This is a genomic window from Streptomyces sp. NRRL S-646, assembly GCF_000720765.1.
Taxonomy (GTDB): Bacteria; Actinomycetota; Actinomycetes; order Streptomycetales; family Streptomycetaceae; genus Streptomyces.
The window spans coordinates 69,105-83,945 of record NZ_JODC01000010.1 but is presented as its reverse complement, the minus strand read 5'-3'; the positions used below and the strand labels follow the sequence as shown (position 1 = coordinate 83,945).

Annotated in this window: 13 protein-coding genes; 2 read left to right on the top strand and 11 right to left on the bottom strand. The window is 70.1% G+C overall.

What is annotated here, in order from left to right; translation table 11 throughout:
- Nucleotides 1-655 precede the first annotated feature (655 nt).
- Together IH68_RS0126270 and IH68_RS0126265 are read right to left on the bottom strand one after the other, a co-directional pair.
- On the bottom strand, nt 656-1,984 hold the full coding sequence (locus tag IH68_RS0126270) for a class I SAM-dependent RNA methyltransferase (protein WP_030939618.1): 1,329 nt from the start codon (nt 1,982-1,984) through the stop codon (nt 656-658).
- A 91-nt stretch (nt 1,985-2,075) separates the two neighbouring features.
- Nucleotides 2,076-4,130, bottom strand: coding sequence for an APC family permease (locus IH68_RS0126265; protein ID WP_030939616.1), 2,055 nt, complete (start codon nt 4,128-4,130; stop codon nt 2,076-2,078).
- A gap of 383 nt (nt 4,131-4,513) precedes the next feature.
- Here IH68_RS0126265 and IH68_RS0126255 point away from each other — a divergent pair, with 383 nt between their 5' ends.
- Together IH68_RS0126255 and IH68_RS0126250 are read left to right on the top strand one after the other, a co-directional pair.
- A complete protein-coding gene (locus tag IH68_RS0126255) occupies nt 4,514-5,185 on the top strand; it encodes a potassium channel family protein (RefSeq protein ID WP_030939613.1) in 672 nt (223 codons plus the stop codon).
- On the top strand, nt 5,185-5,862 hold the full coding sequence (locus IH68_RS0126250; protein ID WP_030939611.1) for a potassium channel family protein: 678 nt from the start codon (nt 5,185-5,187) through the stop codon (nt 5,860-5,862). Before IH68_RS0126255 ends, IH68_RS0126250 begins: the two co-directional genes overlap by 1 nt.
- Nucleotides 5,863-6,006: 144 nt before the next feature.
- Here IH68_RS0126250 and IH68_RS0126245 read toward each other — a convergent pair whose 3' ends face one another.
- The 9 genes from IH68_RS0126245 to IH68_RS0126205 all read right to left on the bottom strand — a co-directional run bounded on the left by IH68_RS0126245 (nt 6,007) and on the right by IH68_RS0126205 (nt 14,757).
- Nucleotides 6,007-6,756 (bottom strand): DUF3159 domain-containing protein, encoded by a 750-nt coding sequence (locus IH68_RS0126245; RefSeq protein WP_030939609.1) that lies wholly within the window; start codon nt 6,754-6,756, stop codon nt 6,007-6,009.
- Nucleotides 6,757-6,759: 3 nt separating this feature from the next.
- Complete coding sequence (locus IH68_RS0126240; protein ID WP_051833739.1) at nt 6,760-7,158, bottom strand: OB-fold nucleic acid binding domain-containing protein; 399 nt, start codon at nt 7,156-7,158, stop codon at nt 6,760-6,762.
- Nucleotides 7,159-7,324: 166 nt separating this feature from the next.
- On the bottom strand, nt 7,325-8,011 hold the full coding sequence (locus tag IH68_RS0126235; RefSeq protein ID WP_030939606.1) for a response regulator: 687 nt from the start codon (nt 8,009-8,011) through the stop codon (nt 7,325-7,327).
- The gene (locus IH68_RS0126230; protein WP_030939604.1) at nt 8,008-10,554 is read right to left on the bottom strand and encodes a sensor histidine kinase; all 2,547 of its coding nucleotides are present in this window, start codon (nt 10,552-10,554) and stop codon (nt 8,008-8,010) included. Before IH68_RS0126230 ends, IH68_RS0126235 begins: the two co-directional genes overlap by 4 nt.
- Nucleotides 10,555-10,676: 122 nt before the next feature.
- Complete coding sequence (locus tag IH68_RS0126225) at nt 10,677-11,369, bottom strand: ABC transporter ATP-binding protein (protein WP_030939602.1); 693 nt, start codon at nt 11,367-11,369, stop codon at nt 10,677-10,679.
- 67 nt (nt 11,370-11,436) lie between these two features.
- A complete protein-coding gene (locus tag IH68_RS0126220; protein ID WP_030939600.1) occupies nt 11,437-12,615 on the bottom strand; it encodes an alginate lyase family protein in 1,179 nt (392 codons plus the stop codon).
- Nucleotides 12,616-12,867: 252 nt separating this feature from the next.
- A complete protein-coding gene (locus IH68_RS0126215) occupies nt 12,868-13,623 on the bottom strand; it encodes a DUF3710 domain-containing protein (protein ID WP_030939598.1) in 756 nt (251 codons plus the stop codon).
- Nucleotide 13,624: 1 nt separating this feature from the next.
- Nucleotides 13,625-14,176, bottom strand: a complete 552-nt coding sequence (gene dut, locus IH68_RS0126210; RefSeq protein WP_030939596.1) for a dUTP diphosphatase — start codon at nt 14,174-14,176, stop codon at nt 13,625-13,627.
- Nucleotides 14,173-14,757 carry a PaaI family thioesterase gene (locus IH68_RS0126205; protein WP_030939595.1) on the bottom strand — a complete coding sequence of 195 codons (585 nt, stop codon included), beginning with the start codon at nt 14,755-14,757 and terminating at the stop codon, nt 14,173-14,175. Before IH68_RS0126205 ends, dut begins: the two co-directional genes overlap by 4 nt.
- Between the last annotated feature and the right edge of the window lie 84 nt (nt 14,758-14,841).

Here is a 14,841-nt window from a genome sequence, read left to right as displayed (position 1 = left end):
TCGGCAGCGCGCGAAAAGCCCCCTGCGCCTGCGGCGACACGGTCGATGGAAGGCCGTCGGCCCCCCACAACGCGACACCAGCACGACCCCACCCATCACCAGTAGTGCCATGACAAGCAGCACCGGATCCCCCGTTCCCCCGACCAAGCCTTCATGAGTACCCGGAAAGCTTCCTTTCCGACCAGTACTTCTTCGGCCGAACCGCCTGAAAGAGAGGGCACATTGGAGCGGCGACGACGGGCTTTCTTTCTTCATGTGTCCCTGCACCCTCGGGCCGACGGTTGCGGGACAACGCACGGCTTATTCGGTGCCGTCGGCCACGGCTGGGGTTCAAGCCGCCGGACCCGATCGCTGGCGGCCCGGTCGAACGTACCTTCACGGCGTACACCGACCACGTCCGCAAAGTCGACAACCTCGTCGTTGCCGAAGCGGCGCGAGCATGATCGAGCTCAGAAACTCAGCTCCGATGACCCCCCGAAAACCAGCGTCGTTTGAGCGTCAAGAGTCATGAGACGTCCGGTGCAGCCTGGGCGGGCAGGCCCGCTGATTCACATAAAACCGGAGGCCAGTGCAGCCGTCGTGGGCGGACTGCCCGCTCGACCTGATGCATCAGCGGAAACAGGTCGAGCATCCCGATCAGCCATGGAACAGCACGTCAGGAGCCCTTTGCAGCCGGCTCCAGAATCGCCACGCACTCCACATGATGCGTCATCGGAAACAGATCGAACGCCCGCAGCATCCGCACCCGGTACCCCCCGTCCCGGAAGTACCCCAGGTCCCGCGCCAGTGCCGCCGGGTCGCAAGCCACGTAGGCGATCCGGCGGGCGCCCAGTGACGACAGGTGGGCGACCGTCTGGCGGCCGGCGCCCGCTCGCGGGGGGTCCAGGACGATGAGGTCGACCTCGGTGATCCCGGTGCGCGGCAGTACGGCTTCGACCTTGCCCTGTTCGATCCGCACCCGTTCGAAGTCGGCGAGGTTGTGCCGGGCGTCCTCGACGGCCCGCTTGCCCGACTCGATGCCGAGCACCGCGCCCTTGTCGCCGAGCCGGTCGGCCAGGGCGCCCGCGAACAGGCCCACACCGCAGTACAGGTCGAGCGCCATCTCGCCCTTGCGCGGCAGCAGCCCCTGCATGACCGCGGTCACCAGGGTGTCGGCGGCCTTCGGGTGAACCTGCCAGAAGCCGCCGCTGCCGACCCGGTGCGTCCGCCCGTCGGCGCGTTCGCGCACGAAGGGACGGCCGTGGACGCGGTGCACCCCGCCGTCCTTCTCCTCCACCCGCATCACGGACACCGGCTTGTCCAGCTCGACGATCGGCAGGCGCGCGCCCGGCTTCGGCGTCAGGATCACCTGGCGGTCCTGCGAACCCGTCGCCGCGATGGCGTCGATCGACGCCATACCCGCCCAGTCGCGCTTCTCGATGCCCAGCTCGCTGACACCCTCGGCCGCGATCATGCAGTGGTCGATCGCCTCGACCTCGTGCGAGCGGTGGCGGCGCAGACCGGCACGGCCGTCGGCGTCCACCGCGTACTGCACACGCGTCCGCCAGGCGGGCACCTCACCCGCGGGCAGCTTGTCGCCCTCGGCCGGCATCACCGTGCCGTCCCAGCCGGCCTCCTCGGGCGTGAGGCCCGCGAGCCGCTGCAGCTGCTCGGCGAGCACCTCGCCCTTCAGCCGCCGCTGCGCCCCCGGCTTGGCGTGCTGCCAGTCGCAACCGCCGCAGCGGCCGGGGCCGGCGTAGGGGCAGGGCGCCTCGACGCGGTCCTTGGAGGCCGAGAGGACCTGGACCGCGTCCGCGCGCAGGAACCGGGCCCCCTCCTCGCCCTCGGTGACCCGCGCCACGACCCGCTCACCGGGCAGCGCGTGCCGGACGAACAGCACCTGGCCCTCGGTGGTACGGGCGATGCAGTGCCCGCCGTGGGCGACGGGGCCGATCTCGACCTCGTACTCCTCCCCGACCAGCGACTTCTTCGGTTCTGCCTGCATGGCGGGGTGACTCCACAACATCGAAAGGGAAACGGCCGGACAACAGCCCACCAGTCTACGTGGGTGTCGTCCGGCCGTTGACCGACGTGTCTCAGCCCTTGGAGTCCGAGGGCTGCTTCGGCCGGCCCTCCTGGGCCGGACCGCGCCGCACCGAGCCCGGCGCGTTCCACTCCTGCCGCTTGCGGGCCCTGCTCTTCGCCGCCTCCGAGGACTGCAGCTGATAGGGCACGGACGTCACCATGATGCCCGGCGTGAACAGCAGCCGGCCCTTGAGCCTGAGCGCGCTCTGGTTGTGCAGCAGATGCTCGTACCAGTGGCCGACCACGTACTCGGGGATGATCACGGACACCGCGTCGCGCGGCGACTCCTTGCGCAGGCCCCTGACGTACTCGATGATCGGCCGCGTGATCTCGCGGTACGGCGAGTCGAGCACCTTCAGCGGTACGTCGATGCCGCGCCGCTCCCACTCCTCCTTCAACGCCTTCGTCTCCGCCGCGTCGACGTTGACGGTGAGCGCCTCCAGGCTGTCCGAGCGCATCAGCTTGGCGTAGGCGAGGGCACGCAGCGTGGGGCGGTGGATCTTCGAGATCAGGACGACCGAGTGGACGCGGGACGGCCGTACGCTGTCGTCGCTCGGGCCCTCGGGCGCCACGATCTCCGCGGCCACGCGGTCGTAGTGCTTACGGATCGCGGTCATCGTCGCGTAGAAGATCACCATGCCGAGCAGGGCGACCCAGGCGCCGTGCGTGAACTTGGTGACCAGGACGACGACCAGCACCAGGCCGGTGAAGAAGGCACCGAAGGCGTTGATCGCGCGGGAGCGCACCATGTGGCGCCGCTTGGCCTGGTCCTTCTCGACGGCCAGATGGCGGTTCCAGTGCCGGACCATGCCGGTCTGGCTGAGCGTGAAGGACACGAACACGCCGACGATGTACAGCTGGATCAGCCGGGTCGAGTCGGCGCCGTAGATCACGACGAGCAGGGTCGCCGCGCCCGCGAGGAGCACGATGCCGTTGGAGAAGGCGAGGCGGTCGCCGCGGGTGTGCAGCTGGCGGGGCAGATAGCGGTCCTGGGCGAGGATCGAGCCGAGCACCGGGAAGCCGTTGTAGGCGGTGTTGGCGGCCAGGAACAGAACAAGGGCGGTGGCCGCGGCGAGCACCACGAACAGGAAGCTGCCCTTGCCGAAGACGGCCTCGGCCACCTGGGTGATCACCGGGTTCTGCACATAGCCGGAGCCGATCGCGACGCCGTGCTTGAGCAGGTCGGTGGCCGGGTTCTCGGCCATGCGGACCTTGGTCGTCAGGGCGAGGACGATGATCCCGCAGAACATGGTGACCGCGAGCAGACCCATCGCCGCGAGCGTGGTCGCCGCGTTCTTCGACTTGGGCTTGCGGAAGGCCGGCACACCGTTGGAGATCGCCTCGACACCGGTGAGCGCGGCACAGCCGGAGGAGAAGGCGCGCAGCATCAGGAAGACCAGCGCGAAACCGGCCAGCCCCTGGTGCTCGGCCTTGATCGTGTACGAAGCCGTCGGCGCCCGCATGGTGTCGTCGAGCACCAGCCCGCGGAACGCACCCCAGGCGATCATGACGAACACGCCGCCGACGAACACATATGTCGGGATCGCAAAGAGCTTGCCGGACTCCTTCACGCCGCGCAGGTTCATCAGCGTCAGCAGCACGATCACGGCGACCGCGCACAGCACCTTGTGCTCGACCACGAACGGGACCGCGGAGCCGAGGTTCTCGATGCCGGACGCGATCGAGACAGCGACGGTGAGGACGTAGTCAACGAGCAGGGCGCTGGCCACGGTCAGGCCCGCCTTCGCACCCAGGTTGGTGGTCGCGACCTCGTAGTCGCCGCCGCCGCTGGGGTAGGCATGCACGTTCTGCCGGTAGGAGGCAACCACGGTGAACATCAGCACGACGACCGCGAGGGCGATCCAGGGGCTGAAGTGGTACGCCGACACGCCCGCGATGGACAGGACCAGCAGCACCTCTCCCGGGGCGTAGGCCACGGAGGACAGCGGGTCGGAGGCGAAGACGGGGAGGGCGATGCGCTTCGGCAGGAGCGTTTCGCCCAGCCGGTCACTGCGCAGTGCGCGCCCGATCAGAATCCGTTTGGGCACGTCGGTCAGTTTGGACACAACAGGTAATCGTAGGCGTTCGAACGGGGACCCAACCACCCTCCCCCACCCATCTGCCCTCCGAGTGAAAACGAAGGTGGCTCCGGCGACGGATTCCGCAGGCCGCCGCGCCCTCATGCCTATATGACAATCACCGCCCCAGTTGCCGCCCCTTGGAGGTTCCATGCACGCCACCGCAGAGTTGATCGGCGCCGCGGCGGCCCTCGTCGGCCTCGGAATCCTGACTCTTGCCAGCGTCCGCAGCATCAGCCGTCGCTGAGGTCACACGCCGTGCGGCAACCGTGCACAGGGGTGCCGACGTCCTACCGCGCGTGTGTAGCTTGGGCGTCGGTCTGAGACCCTGATGTGGCCGAGCAGTAACTCTTGACACTGGAAGGACGGTCGTGCACATCGTCATCATGGGCTGCGGAAGAGTGGGTTCCGCGCTTGCCCAGACCCTGGAGCAACAGGGGCACACGGTCGCAGTGATCGACCAGGACCCCACGGCCTTCCGCCGCCTCGGCCCCGGATTCGGCGGCCGCCGGGTCACCGGGATCGGATTCGACCAGGACACCCTGCGCGAGGCCGGTATCGAGGAGGCCGGTGCCTTCGCCGCCGTGTCCAGCGGCGACAACTCGAACATCATCTCCGCGCGCGTGGCCCGCGAGATGTTCGGTGTGGAGAACGTCGCCGCCCGTATCTACGATCCGCGTCGTGCCGAGGTCTACCAGCGCCTCGGTATCCCCACCGTCGCGACGGTCCGCTGGACGGCCGACCAGATGCTGCGCCGGCTGCTGCCCTCGGGCGCCGAGCCGCTGTGGCGCGACCCCACGGGCGGTGTCCAGCTCGCCGAGGTGCACGCCTCCGCCGCCTGGGTCGGCCACAAGATCAGCAAGTTGCAGGAGGAGACGGGCGTCCGCGTGGCGTTCCTGACCCGGCTCGGTGAAGCGATCCTGCCCAGCTCGCAGACAGTGCTGCAGGAGGGCGACCTGGTGCACGTGATGATGCGCACCGACGAGGTCGACAAGGTCGAGGCGTCGTTCGCCAAGGGTCCCGAAGAGGAGGGCGGTCACTGATGAGGGTCGCCATTGCCGGTGCCGGCGCGGTCGGCCGCTCGATCGCGGGCGAGCTGCTGGAGAACGGCCACGAGGTCCTGCTCGTCGACAAGGCGCCGACCGCCATCTCGGTCGAGCGCGTCCCGCAGGCGGAGTGGCTGCTGGCCGACGCCTGCGAGATCACGTCGCTGGACGAGGCGGCGCTGCAGCGCTGCAACGTCGTGATCGCCGCGACGGGCGACGACAAGGTGAACCTGGTCGTCTCGCTCCTGGCCAAGACGGAGTACGGCGTCCCGCGCGTCGTGGCCCGCGTGAACAACCCCAAGAACGAGTGGCTCTTCAACGAGTCCTGGGGCGTCGACGTGGCGGTCTCGACCCCCCGTCTGATGTCGGCCCTGGTCGAGGAAGCGGTCTCGGTCGGCGACCTGGTACGCCTCCTCCGCTTCAGCCACGGCGACGCGAACCTGGTGGAGCTGACGCTGCCGGAGGAGTCGGCCCTGGCCGGCACCCAGGTCGGCGATGTCGAATGGCCCGAGGACACGTCCCTGGTCACCATCATCCGCGGCACCCGGGTCCTCACCCCGTCCCGCGACGACTCCCTGGAGCCGGGCGACGAACTCCTGTTCGTGGCCGCCCAGGCCCGAGAGGAGCAGCTGGAGGATCTGCTCTCGGTGCGGCGCGAGGATACGGCGAACTGACGAAGGGCGCCCCCCTGAAGGTGGGGCGCCCTTTTTTCAGCCCGTCCGGCGTTTGAGGACGAGGCCGTTCAGGCCGAAGCGGGGGTCTGGGGGCGCAGCCCCCAGGTTCGGGACGGGAAGGGGCGGCGGGGGCGGAAAACGCCCCTACGCCTCCCGCCGGTGCCGCCCACCGCTGGGCTCGGCCCCCGCGGCAGCGGCCCGCTCCTTCTCGGCCTGCTCCTCCGCCTCCATCTCCGCAAACACGTCGATCGGCGCGGGCGCCTTCGCCAGGAACACCCAGGTGAGCCAGACAGCCAGCAGGAACGGCGGAATCTTCAGCGCAACCAGCACCCAGCCCAACTGCGCCGTGTTCGCCCACCAGTACAGCGGGAAGAGAATCGCGCACTTGGCGAGCAGAATCAGACCCCAGGCCCAACTGGCCTTCGCGTACGCCTTCTTGCGCCCCGGGTTACGCGTCCGCCAGGAGAGGTTCTCCTTGAACACCGGCCCGAGGATCAGCCCGAGCAGCGGCACCCCGCACAGGGTCGTGACGATGTACGCCAGCGCCAGGCCCAGCGTGTAGAGCATGCCGGGGAGGTAGAAGTCCTTGGCGTTGCCCGTCATCATCGCGAAGACGACACCGAAGGCGACACCGAAGACACCGCTGAACGCGTGCTTGACGGTGTCCCGCATGACCAGACGGACCACCACGAGCAGCAGGGACACGGCGAGGGCGGCGATGGCCGACCAGTGCAGGTCCTTGTTGATCGTGAAGATGGTGACGAAGAGGAGGCCGGGCAGCACCGTCTCGACCATGCCCCGCACTCCGCCGAACGCCTCGAACAGGGCGGCCTCGGTCACCGCCCGGGCGTCGTCGGCTTGAGTGTCTTCGGTCGGCTTGTCGAGCGACGTCACCGGCTACTCCCGTCCGAGGGGTCTGAGTTCGTATTTCGGATTGAACAGCACCCGGCGGCCCCGGCTGAGCGAGACGCGGCCCGATGCGATCAGCCTGCGCCCCGGTTCTATGCCCACGATGGAGCGCCTGCCGAGCCACACCACGTCCAGGGCGGCGGAACCGTCGAACAGCTCGGCCTCCAGGGCCGGGACGCCCGCACGCGGCCGCAGGGTGACCGTGCGCAAGGTACCAGTAACCGTGACGATCTGTCGGTCGTGACAGTCACCGATCCGGGTACATCCGGCTGTCGCGGTGTCCTCCCGCAGCTCCTCGGACTCCAGGTCCTCCTGCGACGAGGAGAGCCGGTCGAGCATGCGCCGGAACCGGCCCGCCGGCTTTTCGGAACGAGGAACAGCACTCATATCTGAAGCGTACCGGGGTGCACTGACAGCTACGTACCCGCGGCTCCGGCGCTCGAACCGACGCCCTTGCCGCGCAGCTCACCCCTCAAAGCGGTACCCCATCCCAGGCTCGGTGATGCTGCATCTCCCGGGGGACAACCCCCGGACCCCCGGCCTGCCGCGCAGCTCACCCCTCAAAGCGGTACCCCATCCCAGGCTCGGTGATGAAGTGCTTGGGATGCGACGGGTCCGCTTCCAGCTTCCGCCTCAGCTGGGCCATGTACACCCTCAGGTAGTTCGTCTCCGTCCCGTATGACGGACCCCACACTTCCTGCAGGAGCTGCTTCTGGCTCACCAGCCGGCCCGTGTTGCGCACCAGCACCTCGAGCAGATGCCACTCCGTGGGCGTGAGCCGTACGTCCTTCCCGCCCCGGTTGACCTTCTTCGCTGCCAGGTCGACGGTGAACTCCTCGGTCTCCACGGTGGTCACGTCGTCCTCGCCGGCGCCGACCGGCTCGGCGCGGCGGACGGCGGCCCGCAGCCGGGCGAGCAGTTCGTCCATGCCGAAGGGCTTGGTGACGTAGTCGTCGGCGCCCGCGTCGAGGGCCTCGACCTTCTCGTCGGAGGTGTGCCGGGCGGACAGCACCAGGATCGGCACGCGGGTCCAGCCGCGCAGGCCGCGGATCACTTCGACGCCGTCCATGTCGGGCAGGCCCAGGTCCAGGACGACCACGTCGGGGTGGCGGGCGGCGGCGAGCTGGAGGGCGGTGGTGCCGTCGTGGGCCGCGTCGACCTCGTACTTGCGCGCCTTGAGGTTGATCACGAGGGCACGCACGATCTGCGGCTCGTCATCGATGACCAGCACACGGGTCATGTGGCCTGCCTTTCGGGTTCCGCCGGGTGGAGAAGCTCGGGCGAGCGCGGTCCGGCCGCGCGCAGGGTGAGGACCATGCTGAGGCCGCCGCCGGGTGTGTCCTCGGCGGTGAGGGTGCCGCCCATGGCCTCGGCGAAGCCGCGCGCCACGGCGAGGCCGAGGCCCACGCCGGCCCCGCGCGGGGCGTCGCCGTAGCGCTGGAAGGGCTCGAAGATGCGCTCCTTGGCCTCGTCGGGGACGCCGGGGCCGCGGTCGACCACGCGCACCTCGACCCGGTCGGCGATGGCGCTGGCGGCGACCAGTACCGCCCGGCCCGGCGGGCTGTACTTGACGGCGTTCTCGACCAGGTTGGCCACCGACCGCTCCAGGAGGCCCGGGTCCACGTCGACCATGGGCAGGGTCTCCGGCACGTCCAGCTCGACGCTGTCCTCGGGCACCCCGACCAGCGCCATGGGTACGACCTCGTCGAGGTCGGCCTCGCGGATCAGCGGGGTGACCGTGCCGGTCTGCAGACGGGACATGTCGAGGAGGTTGCCCACCAGGTGGTCGAGCCGGTCGGCGCCCTCCTCGATGCCCTCCAGCAGCTCCGCCTGGTCCTCGTCGGACCACGCCACGTCGTCCGAGCGCAGTGACGACACGGCCGCCTTGATCCCGGCCAGGGGGGTACGGAGGTCATGGCTCACGGCGGCCAGCAGCGCCGTCCGGATGCGGTTGCCCTCGGCCAGCGTCCGGGCCTGTTCGGCCTCCTCCTGGAGGCGCCGGCGGTCCAGTACGACGGCCGCCTGGGCGGCGAACGCGGCCAGCACCCGGCGGTCCTCGGCGGGCAGCACCCGGCCGGTCAGCGCCAGCGCCATGTGGTCCCCGGCCGGCACGTCGACGTCCGCCTCGTCCGGCCGCTGCACCGCGGGGCCGAGGCCTGCGCGGCCCGCGCAGGTCCACGGGTCGTGGTCGCCGGCCCGTTCCAGGAGGGCCGCCGACTCCATGCCGAAGGTCTCGCGGACCCGTTCGAGGAGCTCCTCCAGGCCGGTCTCGCCGCGCAGGACGTTGCCCGCGAGGAAGGACAGGATCTCCGACTCGGCGCGCAGCCGGGCCGCCTGGTGGGTGCGCCGGGCGGCGAGGTCGACCACCGAGGCCACCGAGATGCCGACGCCCACGAAGATCACGATGGCGACGATGTTCTTCGGGTCGGCGATGGTCCAGCGGTGCAGGGGAGGTGTGTAGAAGTAGTTCAGCAGCAGCGAGCCCACCGCGGCCGAGGCCAGCGCGGGCAGCAGGCCACCGAGGAGCGCCGCCGCGACCGTCACTGCCAGGAAGAGCAGCATGTCGTTGGCGAGCCCCAGGTGGACGGTGTTCAGGAGCGCGGCGAGGACTGCGGGGCCGAGCACGCCGACCAGCCAGCCCCCGATGATCCGCGACCGGCCCAGCCGCGCCCCCCGGGCCACCGGCAGCCCGCGCCCCTTGCCCGCCTCGTCGTGCGTGATCAGGTGGACGTCGAGGTCGGGCCCGGAATCGCGGGCGACCGTCGCGCCGACGCCCGGCCCGAAGACGTACTGCCAGCTCTTGCGCCGTGAGACGCCGAGCACGATCTGGGTGGCGTTGGCCCCGCGCGCGAAGGCGAGCAGCGCCGCCGGTATGTCGTCGCCGACCACGTGGTGGAAGGTGCCGCCGAGGTCTTCCACGAGGGTGCGCTGTACGGCCAGTTCCTTCGGCGAGGCGGCCGTCAGGCCGTCGCTGCTGGCTATGTAGACGGCCAGCACCTCGCCGCCCGCGCCCTTCTCGGCGAGGCGCGCGGCCCGCCGGATGAGGGTCCGGCCCTCGGGTCCGCCGGTCAGGCCGACCACGATCCGCTCCCGGGAGCCCCAGATCTTCGACACCCGGTGGTCGCTGCGGTATTGCTTCAGGTACTCGTCGACCCGGTCCGCCACCCACAGCAGGGCCAGCTCCCGCAGGGCGGTCAGGTTGCCGGGCCGGAAGTAGTTCGACAGGGCCGCGTCGACCTTGTCGGGCTGGTAGATGTTGCCGTGCGCCATGCGCCGGCGCAGCGCCTGGGGCGACATGTCGACGAGCTCTATCTGGTCCGCCCGCCGCACCACCTCGTCCGGCACGGTCTCCCGCTGCCGTACCCCGGTGATCGCCTCGACCACGTCGCCCAGCGACTCCAGGTGCTGGATGTTGACGGTCGAGACGACGTCGATGCCGGCCGTGAGCAGCTCCTCGACGTCCTGCCAGCGCTTGGCGTTGCGGGAGCCGGGGACGTTGGTGTGGGCGAGCTCGTCCACCAGAGCCACCTGGGGGCTGCGGGCGAGGACGGCGTCGACGTCCATCTCGGTGAAGGCCGTGCCCCGGTACGCCAGCTCCTTGCGGGTCACCTGCTCCAGGCCGTGCAGCATCACCTCGGTGCGCGGCCGACCGTGGTGCTCCACGAAGGCCACCACGCAGTCGGTGCCCCGTTCCACCCGCCGGTGCGCCTCGGAGAGCATCGCGTACGTCTTGCCGACGCCCGGTGCCGCACCGAGGTAGATCCGAAGCTTGCCGCGTCCCATGGCCCCATTGTCTTCCGGTCACTGCTGCCCACGCAGCGTCGACCTTACGGCCAGCAATCGCGACAAAAGGTCCCGGGAGCGGCCTCGGAGCCGTCTTTGACGGAACTCTGACGCCGGGGCGCTCAGTGCTCGACGATCTCCCCGTCGCCCAGCTCCAGCACCCGGTCGGCGAGGTCCAGCAGGGTCGCGTCGTGGGTGGCCACCAGGGCGGTGACCTGTTCGCTGTCGACGACGGCCCGCAGCAGCTCCATCACGGCGTGGCCGGTCTCCGCGTCCAGCTGGCCGGTCGGCTCGTCGGCGACGAGGAGCGCGGGGCTGTTGGCGAGGGCGCGGGCGATGGCGACCCGCTGCTGCTGGCCGCCGGACAGCTCGCCGGGCCGCTGTGCCGCGTGGTCGGCGAGGCCGACGAGGGCGAGCAGCAGCTCGACGCGCTCCTCGCGCTCCCGCACCTCGGCCCGGCGCAGCCGCATCGGCACGCCGACGTTCTCGGCGGCCGTGAGGATCGGGATGAGCCCGAAGGACTGGAACACGAAGCCGACGCGATCCCGCCGCAGGGCCAGGAGTCCGTCCTCGCCGAGCTCGGACAGGTCGAGGCCGTCGACGCTCACGCGCCCCTCGTCGGGTACGTCGAGTCCGCCGACGATGTTGAGGAGCGTCGTCTTGCCCGACCCCGAGCGCCCCTTGAGGGCCACGAGTTCGCCGCGCGGCACCTCGAAGGAGACACCGCGCAGGGCGTGCACGGCGGCCGCTCCCTGGCCGTAGGACTTGTGGACGTTCTCGACCCGCACCATGGTCCCGGTGACCACCTGACTCATGCGCCCTCCCCCGTGCAGCCGTCGGCCGGGCGTCAGTATCACCGCCCGGCGCCGGCGGTTCAACGGTTCAGCTCGGGTTGTCCCCGTGGGTGAGGGTCTCCCAGGCCACGAAGAGGTTGTTGCTGCCCGCCGGGCGCTGCTGCTGGGTCAGCGTCTGGGTGTTGGTCATCGCGATACCGAGGCGGTTGTGCAGGGCGTTGTAGCCGACCTCGGTGACGGGCCCGAGCCCGAGTTTCAGCGAGCCGCCGCACAGCCAGCTCGGGACGGCGGCACCCAGCTCGTACTTGGCCTGGAACCCGAGCGCCTGCCGCAGCCGTTCGCCGACGTCGGTGCCGTACAGGTCCTGGCCCTGGATCCGGCTGGTCTCGGCGACGTGCGAGATCGCGGAGATGCCGTAGCCCGTGTGGGTGAGGTCGCGGCAGGTCTCCTGGGTGAGCCCGGTGACGAAGGTGGACTGCCCCTGCCAGTAGCCCACGATCTTCGCCTTGGTGTCGAGGTTCTGGCTGGGCACGGTCCTGGGCAGGTCACCGTCGGAGGAGAGATAGACATAAGCGGCCGTACGCGTCCGGAACTTCGCCATGGCCTTGTCGTACGAGGCCTTGTCCTCCAGGAAGACGGAGATGCCGACCGCGGCCTCCATCATCGACAGCTCCCAATTGCCGTTGGAGTTGGAGCCGTTGATGATCTCGGGGAGGTAGACGTTCCGGAGCATGGTCGCGAAGCGGCCGGAGTTGGCCCAGCTTCCGGTGTACGTGTACTTGATGATCTCGGCGGCCTTCGGCCAGGAGGAGCCCGCCCAGCCGGTCTGCAGGGGCGCGTTGCTGTTGGTGTGCTCCTTGATCACGGCGGACCAGGCGTCCATCAGCTCGATCGACTTCTTCGCGTAGCGGTCGTCGCGGGTGATGTACCAGGCGAGTGCGTCGGTGTACGCGGCTATCGCGTCCTTGCGCTCGTCCGTGCAGCCGTAGTCGGGGTTGGAGTACGAGCCGCACTCGACGGTCGCCCGCGGCTTCGGCGTGCGGTTCAGGTCGGCGTACTTGCTCGCCAGCATCTGGTCGAAGGCGCCCTTCCAGGGCTGGGCGCCCGCATTGACCTTGCTGCGGGTGAAGTCCAACTGCGCCTTGGAGACGGTGACTCCGGGGTGCACGAAGGCGGTGGGGGCGGCGTCGGCATGGCGGGCGGCAGGCCAGGCGATCATGCCCACGACAAGCGCGGAGGCGGTCGCGAGGAGTGCGGTACGGCGCATGGTGGGGGCATCCGTTCTCGTATGCGAACGTGAAGCGTCTCCATGAACAGACGCATTGAGCGGAGACCGTAGGTACAGACCAATCCGTCGTCAAGAGTTCACGCATACAAAAGAGCCGCACCCCAAAGGGTGCGGCTCTCGAACAGTCGCGCCCCGAAGGGGCGCGGGGAACTGCGCGACCAGCCACGACGGCCCAGCAGACGACCGACGGCCAACCGCGGCACCGCCCATCCGCTCAGCACAGCGGAGCGACTAGCGGACCTCGGTGATCTCCGGGCCGCGCTGCAGCTGCCCCATGCCGCCGGAGAAGCGCGAGCCCTCCTCCTGCTGGACGCCCTCGGGGACCATCTGGGCGTCGTTCGGCAGCTTCAGGACGATCGGGTCCCGGGGCGCCATCGGGCCCTCGCCGCGGACCACGACCGTGTCCCGGAAGATCTGCTCGAGCAGACCGGCCGCCTGCGGCTGCACCGCGCCCTGGCCCGAGATCACACCGCGCAGGAACCAGCGGGGACCGTCCACACCGACGAACCGCACGACCTGGAACCCGCCCGTGCCGTCCGGCAGCTGCACCGGCACCTGGGCCCGCAGCTCCCAGCCCAGCGGGCCCTCGACCTCGTCGATGATCCCACCCTGCTGGGTGATGCCCGAGCCGATCTCCTCGCGCACCTCGCCCCAGATGCCCTCGCGCTTGGGAGCGGCGAAGGCCTGCAGCTGGATGGCGCTGTCGCGCAGCACGACGGTCGCCGCGACGATCGCGTCGCCCGCGACCTCGACCCGCAGCTCCATGCCGTCGACCCCGGGCACGAAGAGCCCGCCCAGGTCCACGCGGCCCTCGGCCGGGTCGCGCACCTCCGAGTCGTCCCACGGCCCGTCCGGCCGCGGCTCGGGCTCGAGCCTCACGCGCTCGCGCTCTTCGTCGTCCGCCTCAGTGTCGACACTGTCGACGACCTGCTCGGCCTCGCCGGCCGCGTCCTCGGCGGCACCCTTCTTGTTGCGACGTCCGAACACGTCACTGTCCTTCCCGGTCGGATACGACCGAAGCGTATCGATTCCCACCCGTAGTGCCGCTCATGGCGGCCTGACCGTTTGTGCTGCTCGTCCCGGCCACCGCGGCATGACCTCCGGTGGACCCGAAGCCCCCTTCGGCCCGTGCCGAGCCGGGAAGCTCCGCGACCTCCTGGAAGCGGACCTTCTCGACCTGCTGGACGACCAGTTGGGCAATCCGGTCGAAGCGCTCGAACCGCACGGCCTCGCGCGGGTCGAGATTCACCACGATCACCTTGATCTCCCCACGGTACCCGGCATCAACCGTCCCCGGGGCATTCACCAGGGCGACACCGCAGCGGGCAGCGAGCCCGGACCGCGGGTGCACGAAGGCCGCGTACCCCTCCGGGAGGGCGATGGACACCCCCGTGGGCAGTACGACCCGCTCGCCCGGCTTCAGTTCACACGACTCGGTGGTACGCAGATCGGCGCCCGCGTCACCGGGATGTGCGTAAGACGGAAGCGGTACGTCCGGGTCGACGCGCCGGATCAGTACGTTCACGGGGTCACGGCTCACGGGTTCACCTCGAAGGCGCGGGCGCGCCGCCTCTGGTCCGGGTCGTCCATGGCGGCCCGGATCTCCTGCGGGCGGCCGTTGTCGATGAAGTGGTCGACCTTCACCTCGATGAAGAGCGCGTCGGCGCGCACGGCCACGGGCCCGTCCGGGCCGCCGATGCGTCCGGTGGCGGACGAGTAGATCTTGCGCCCCGCCACCGCCGTGACCTCGGCCTCCAGATACAGCACCGTCCCGACCGGAACGGGCCGCACGAAGTCCGTCTCCAGCCGTCCGGTCACGGCGATCGTCCTGAGCAGCCAGTTCAGCGAGCCCAGGGTCTCGTCCAGGGCGGTGGCCAGCACCCCGCCGTGGGCAAGGCCGGGCGCCCCCTGGTGAGCGGGCTGCACGGTGAACTCCGCGGTGATCGTGACGCCTTCGCCGGCGCGCGCCTCCAGGTGCAGTCCGTGGGGCTGCCCGCCGCCGCATCCGAAACACTGTTCGTAGTGGGCACCGAGCAGCTCACCGGGCGCGGGAGCATCAGGGTGCCGCACCGGTTGCACCGCGTCGGCGGGAGGCTGAAGAGCTGGGGAAGTACCACTCACAGCCGCAGACCTTACCCGCCCGCCCGTCTCCCACCGCCGCCCTACTCGACGGCGCTTCGCGCCGACACCCCCTGATCCGCGCCA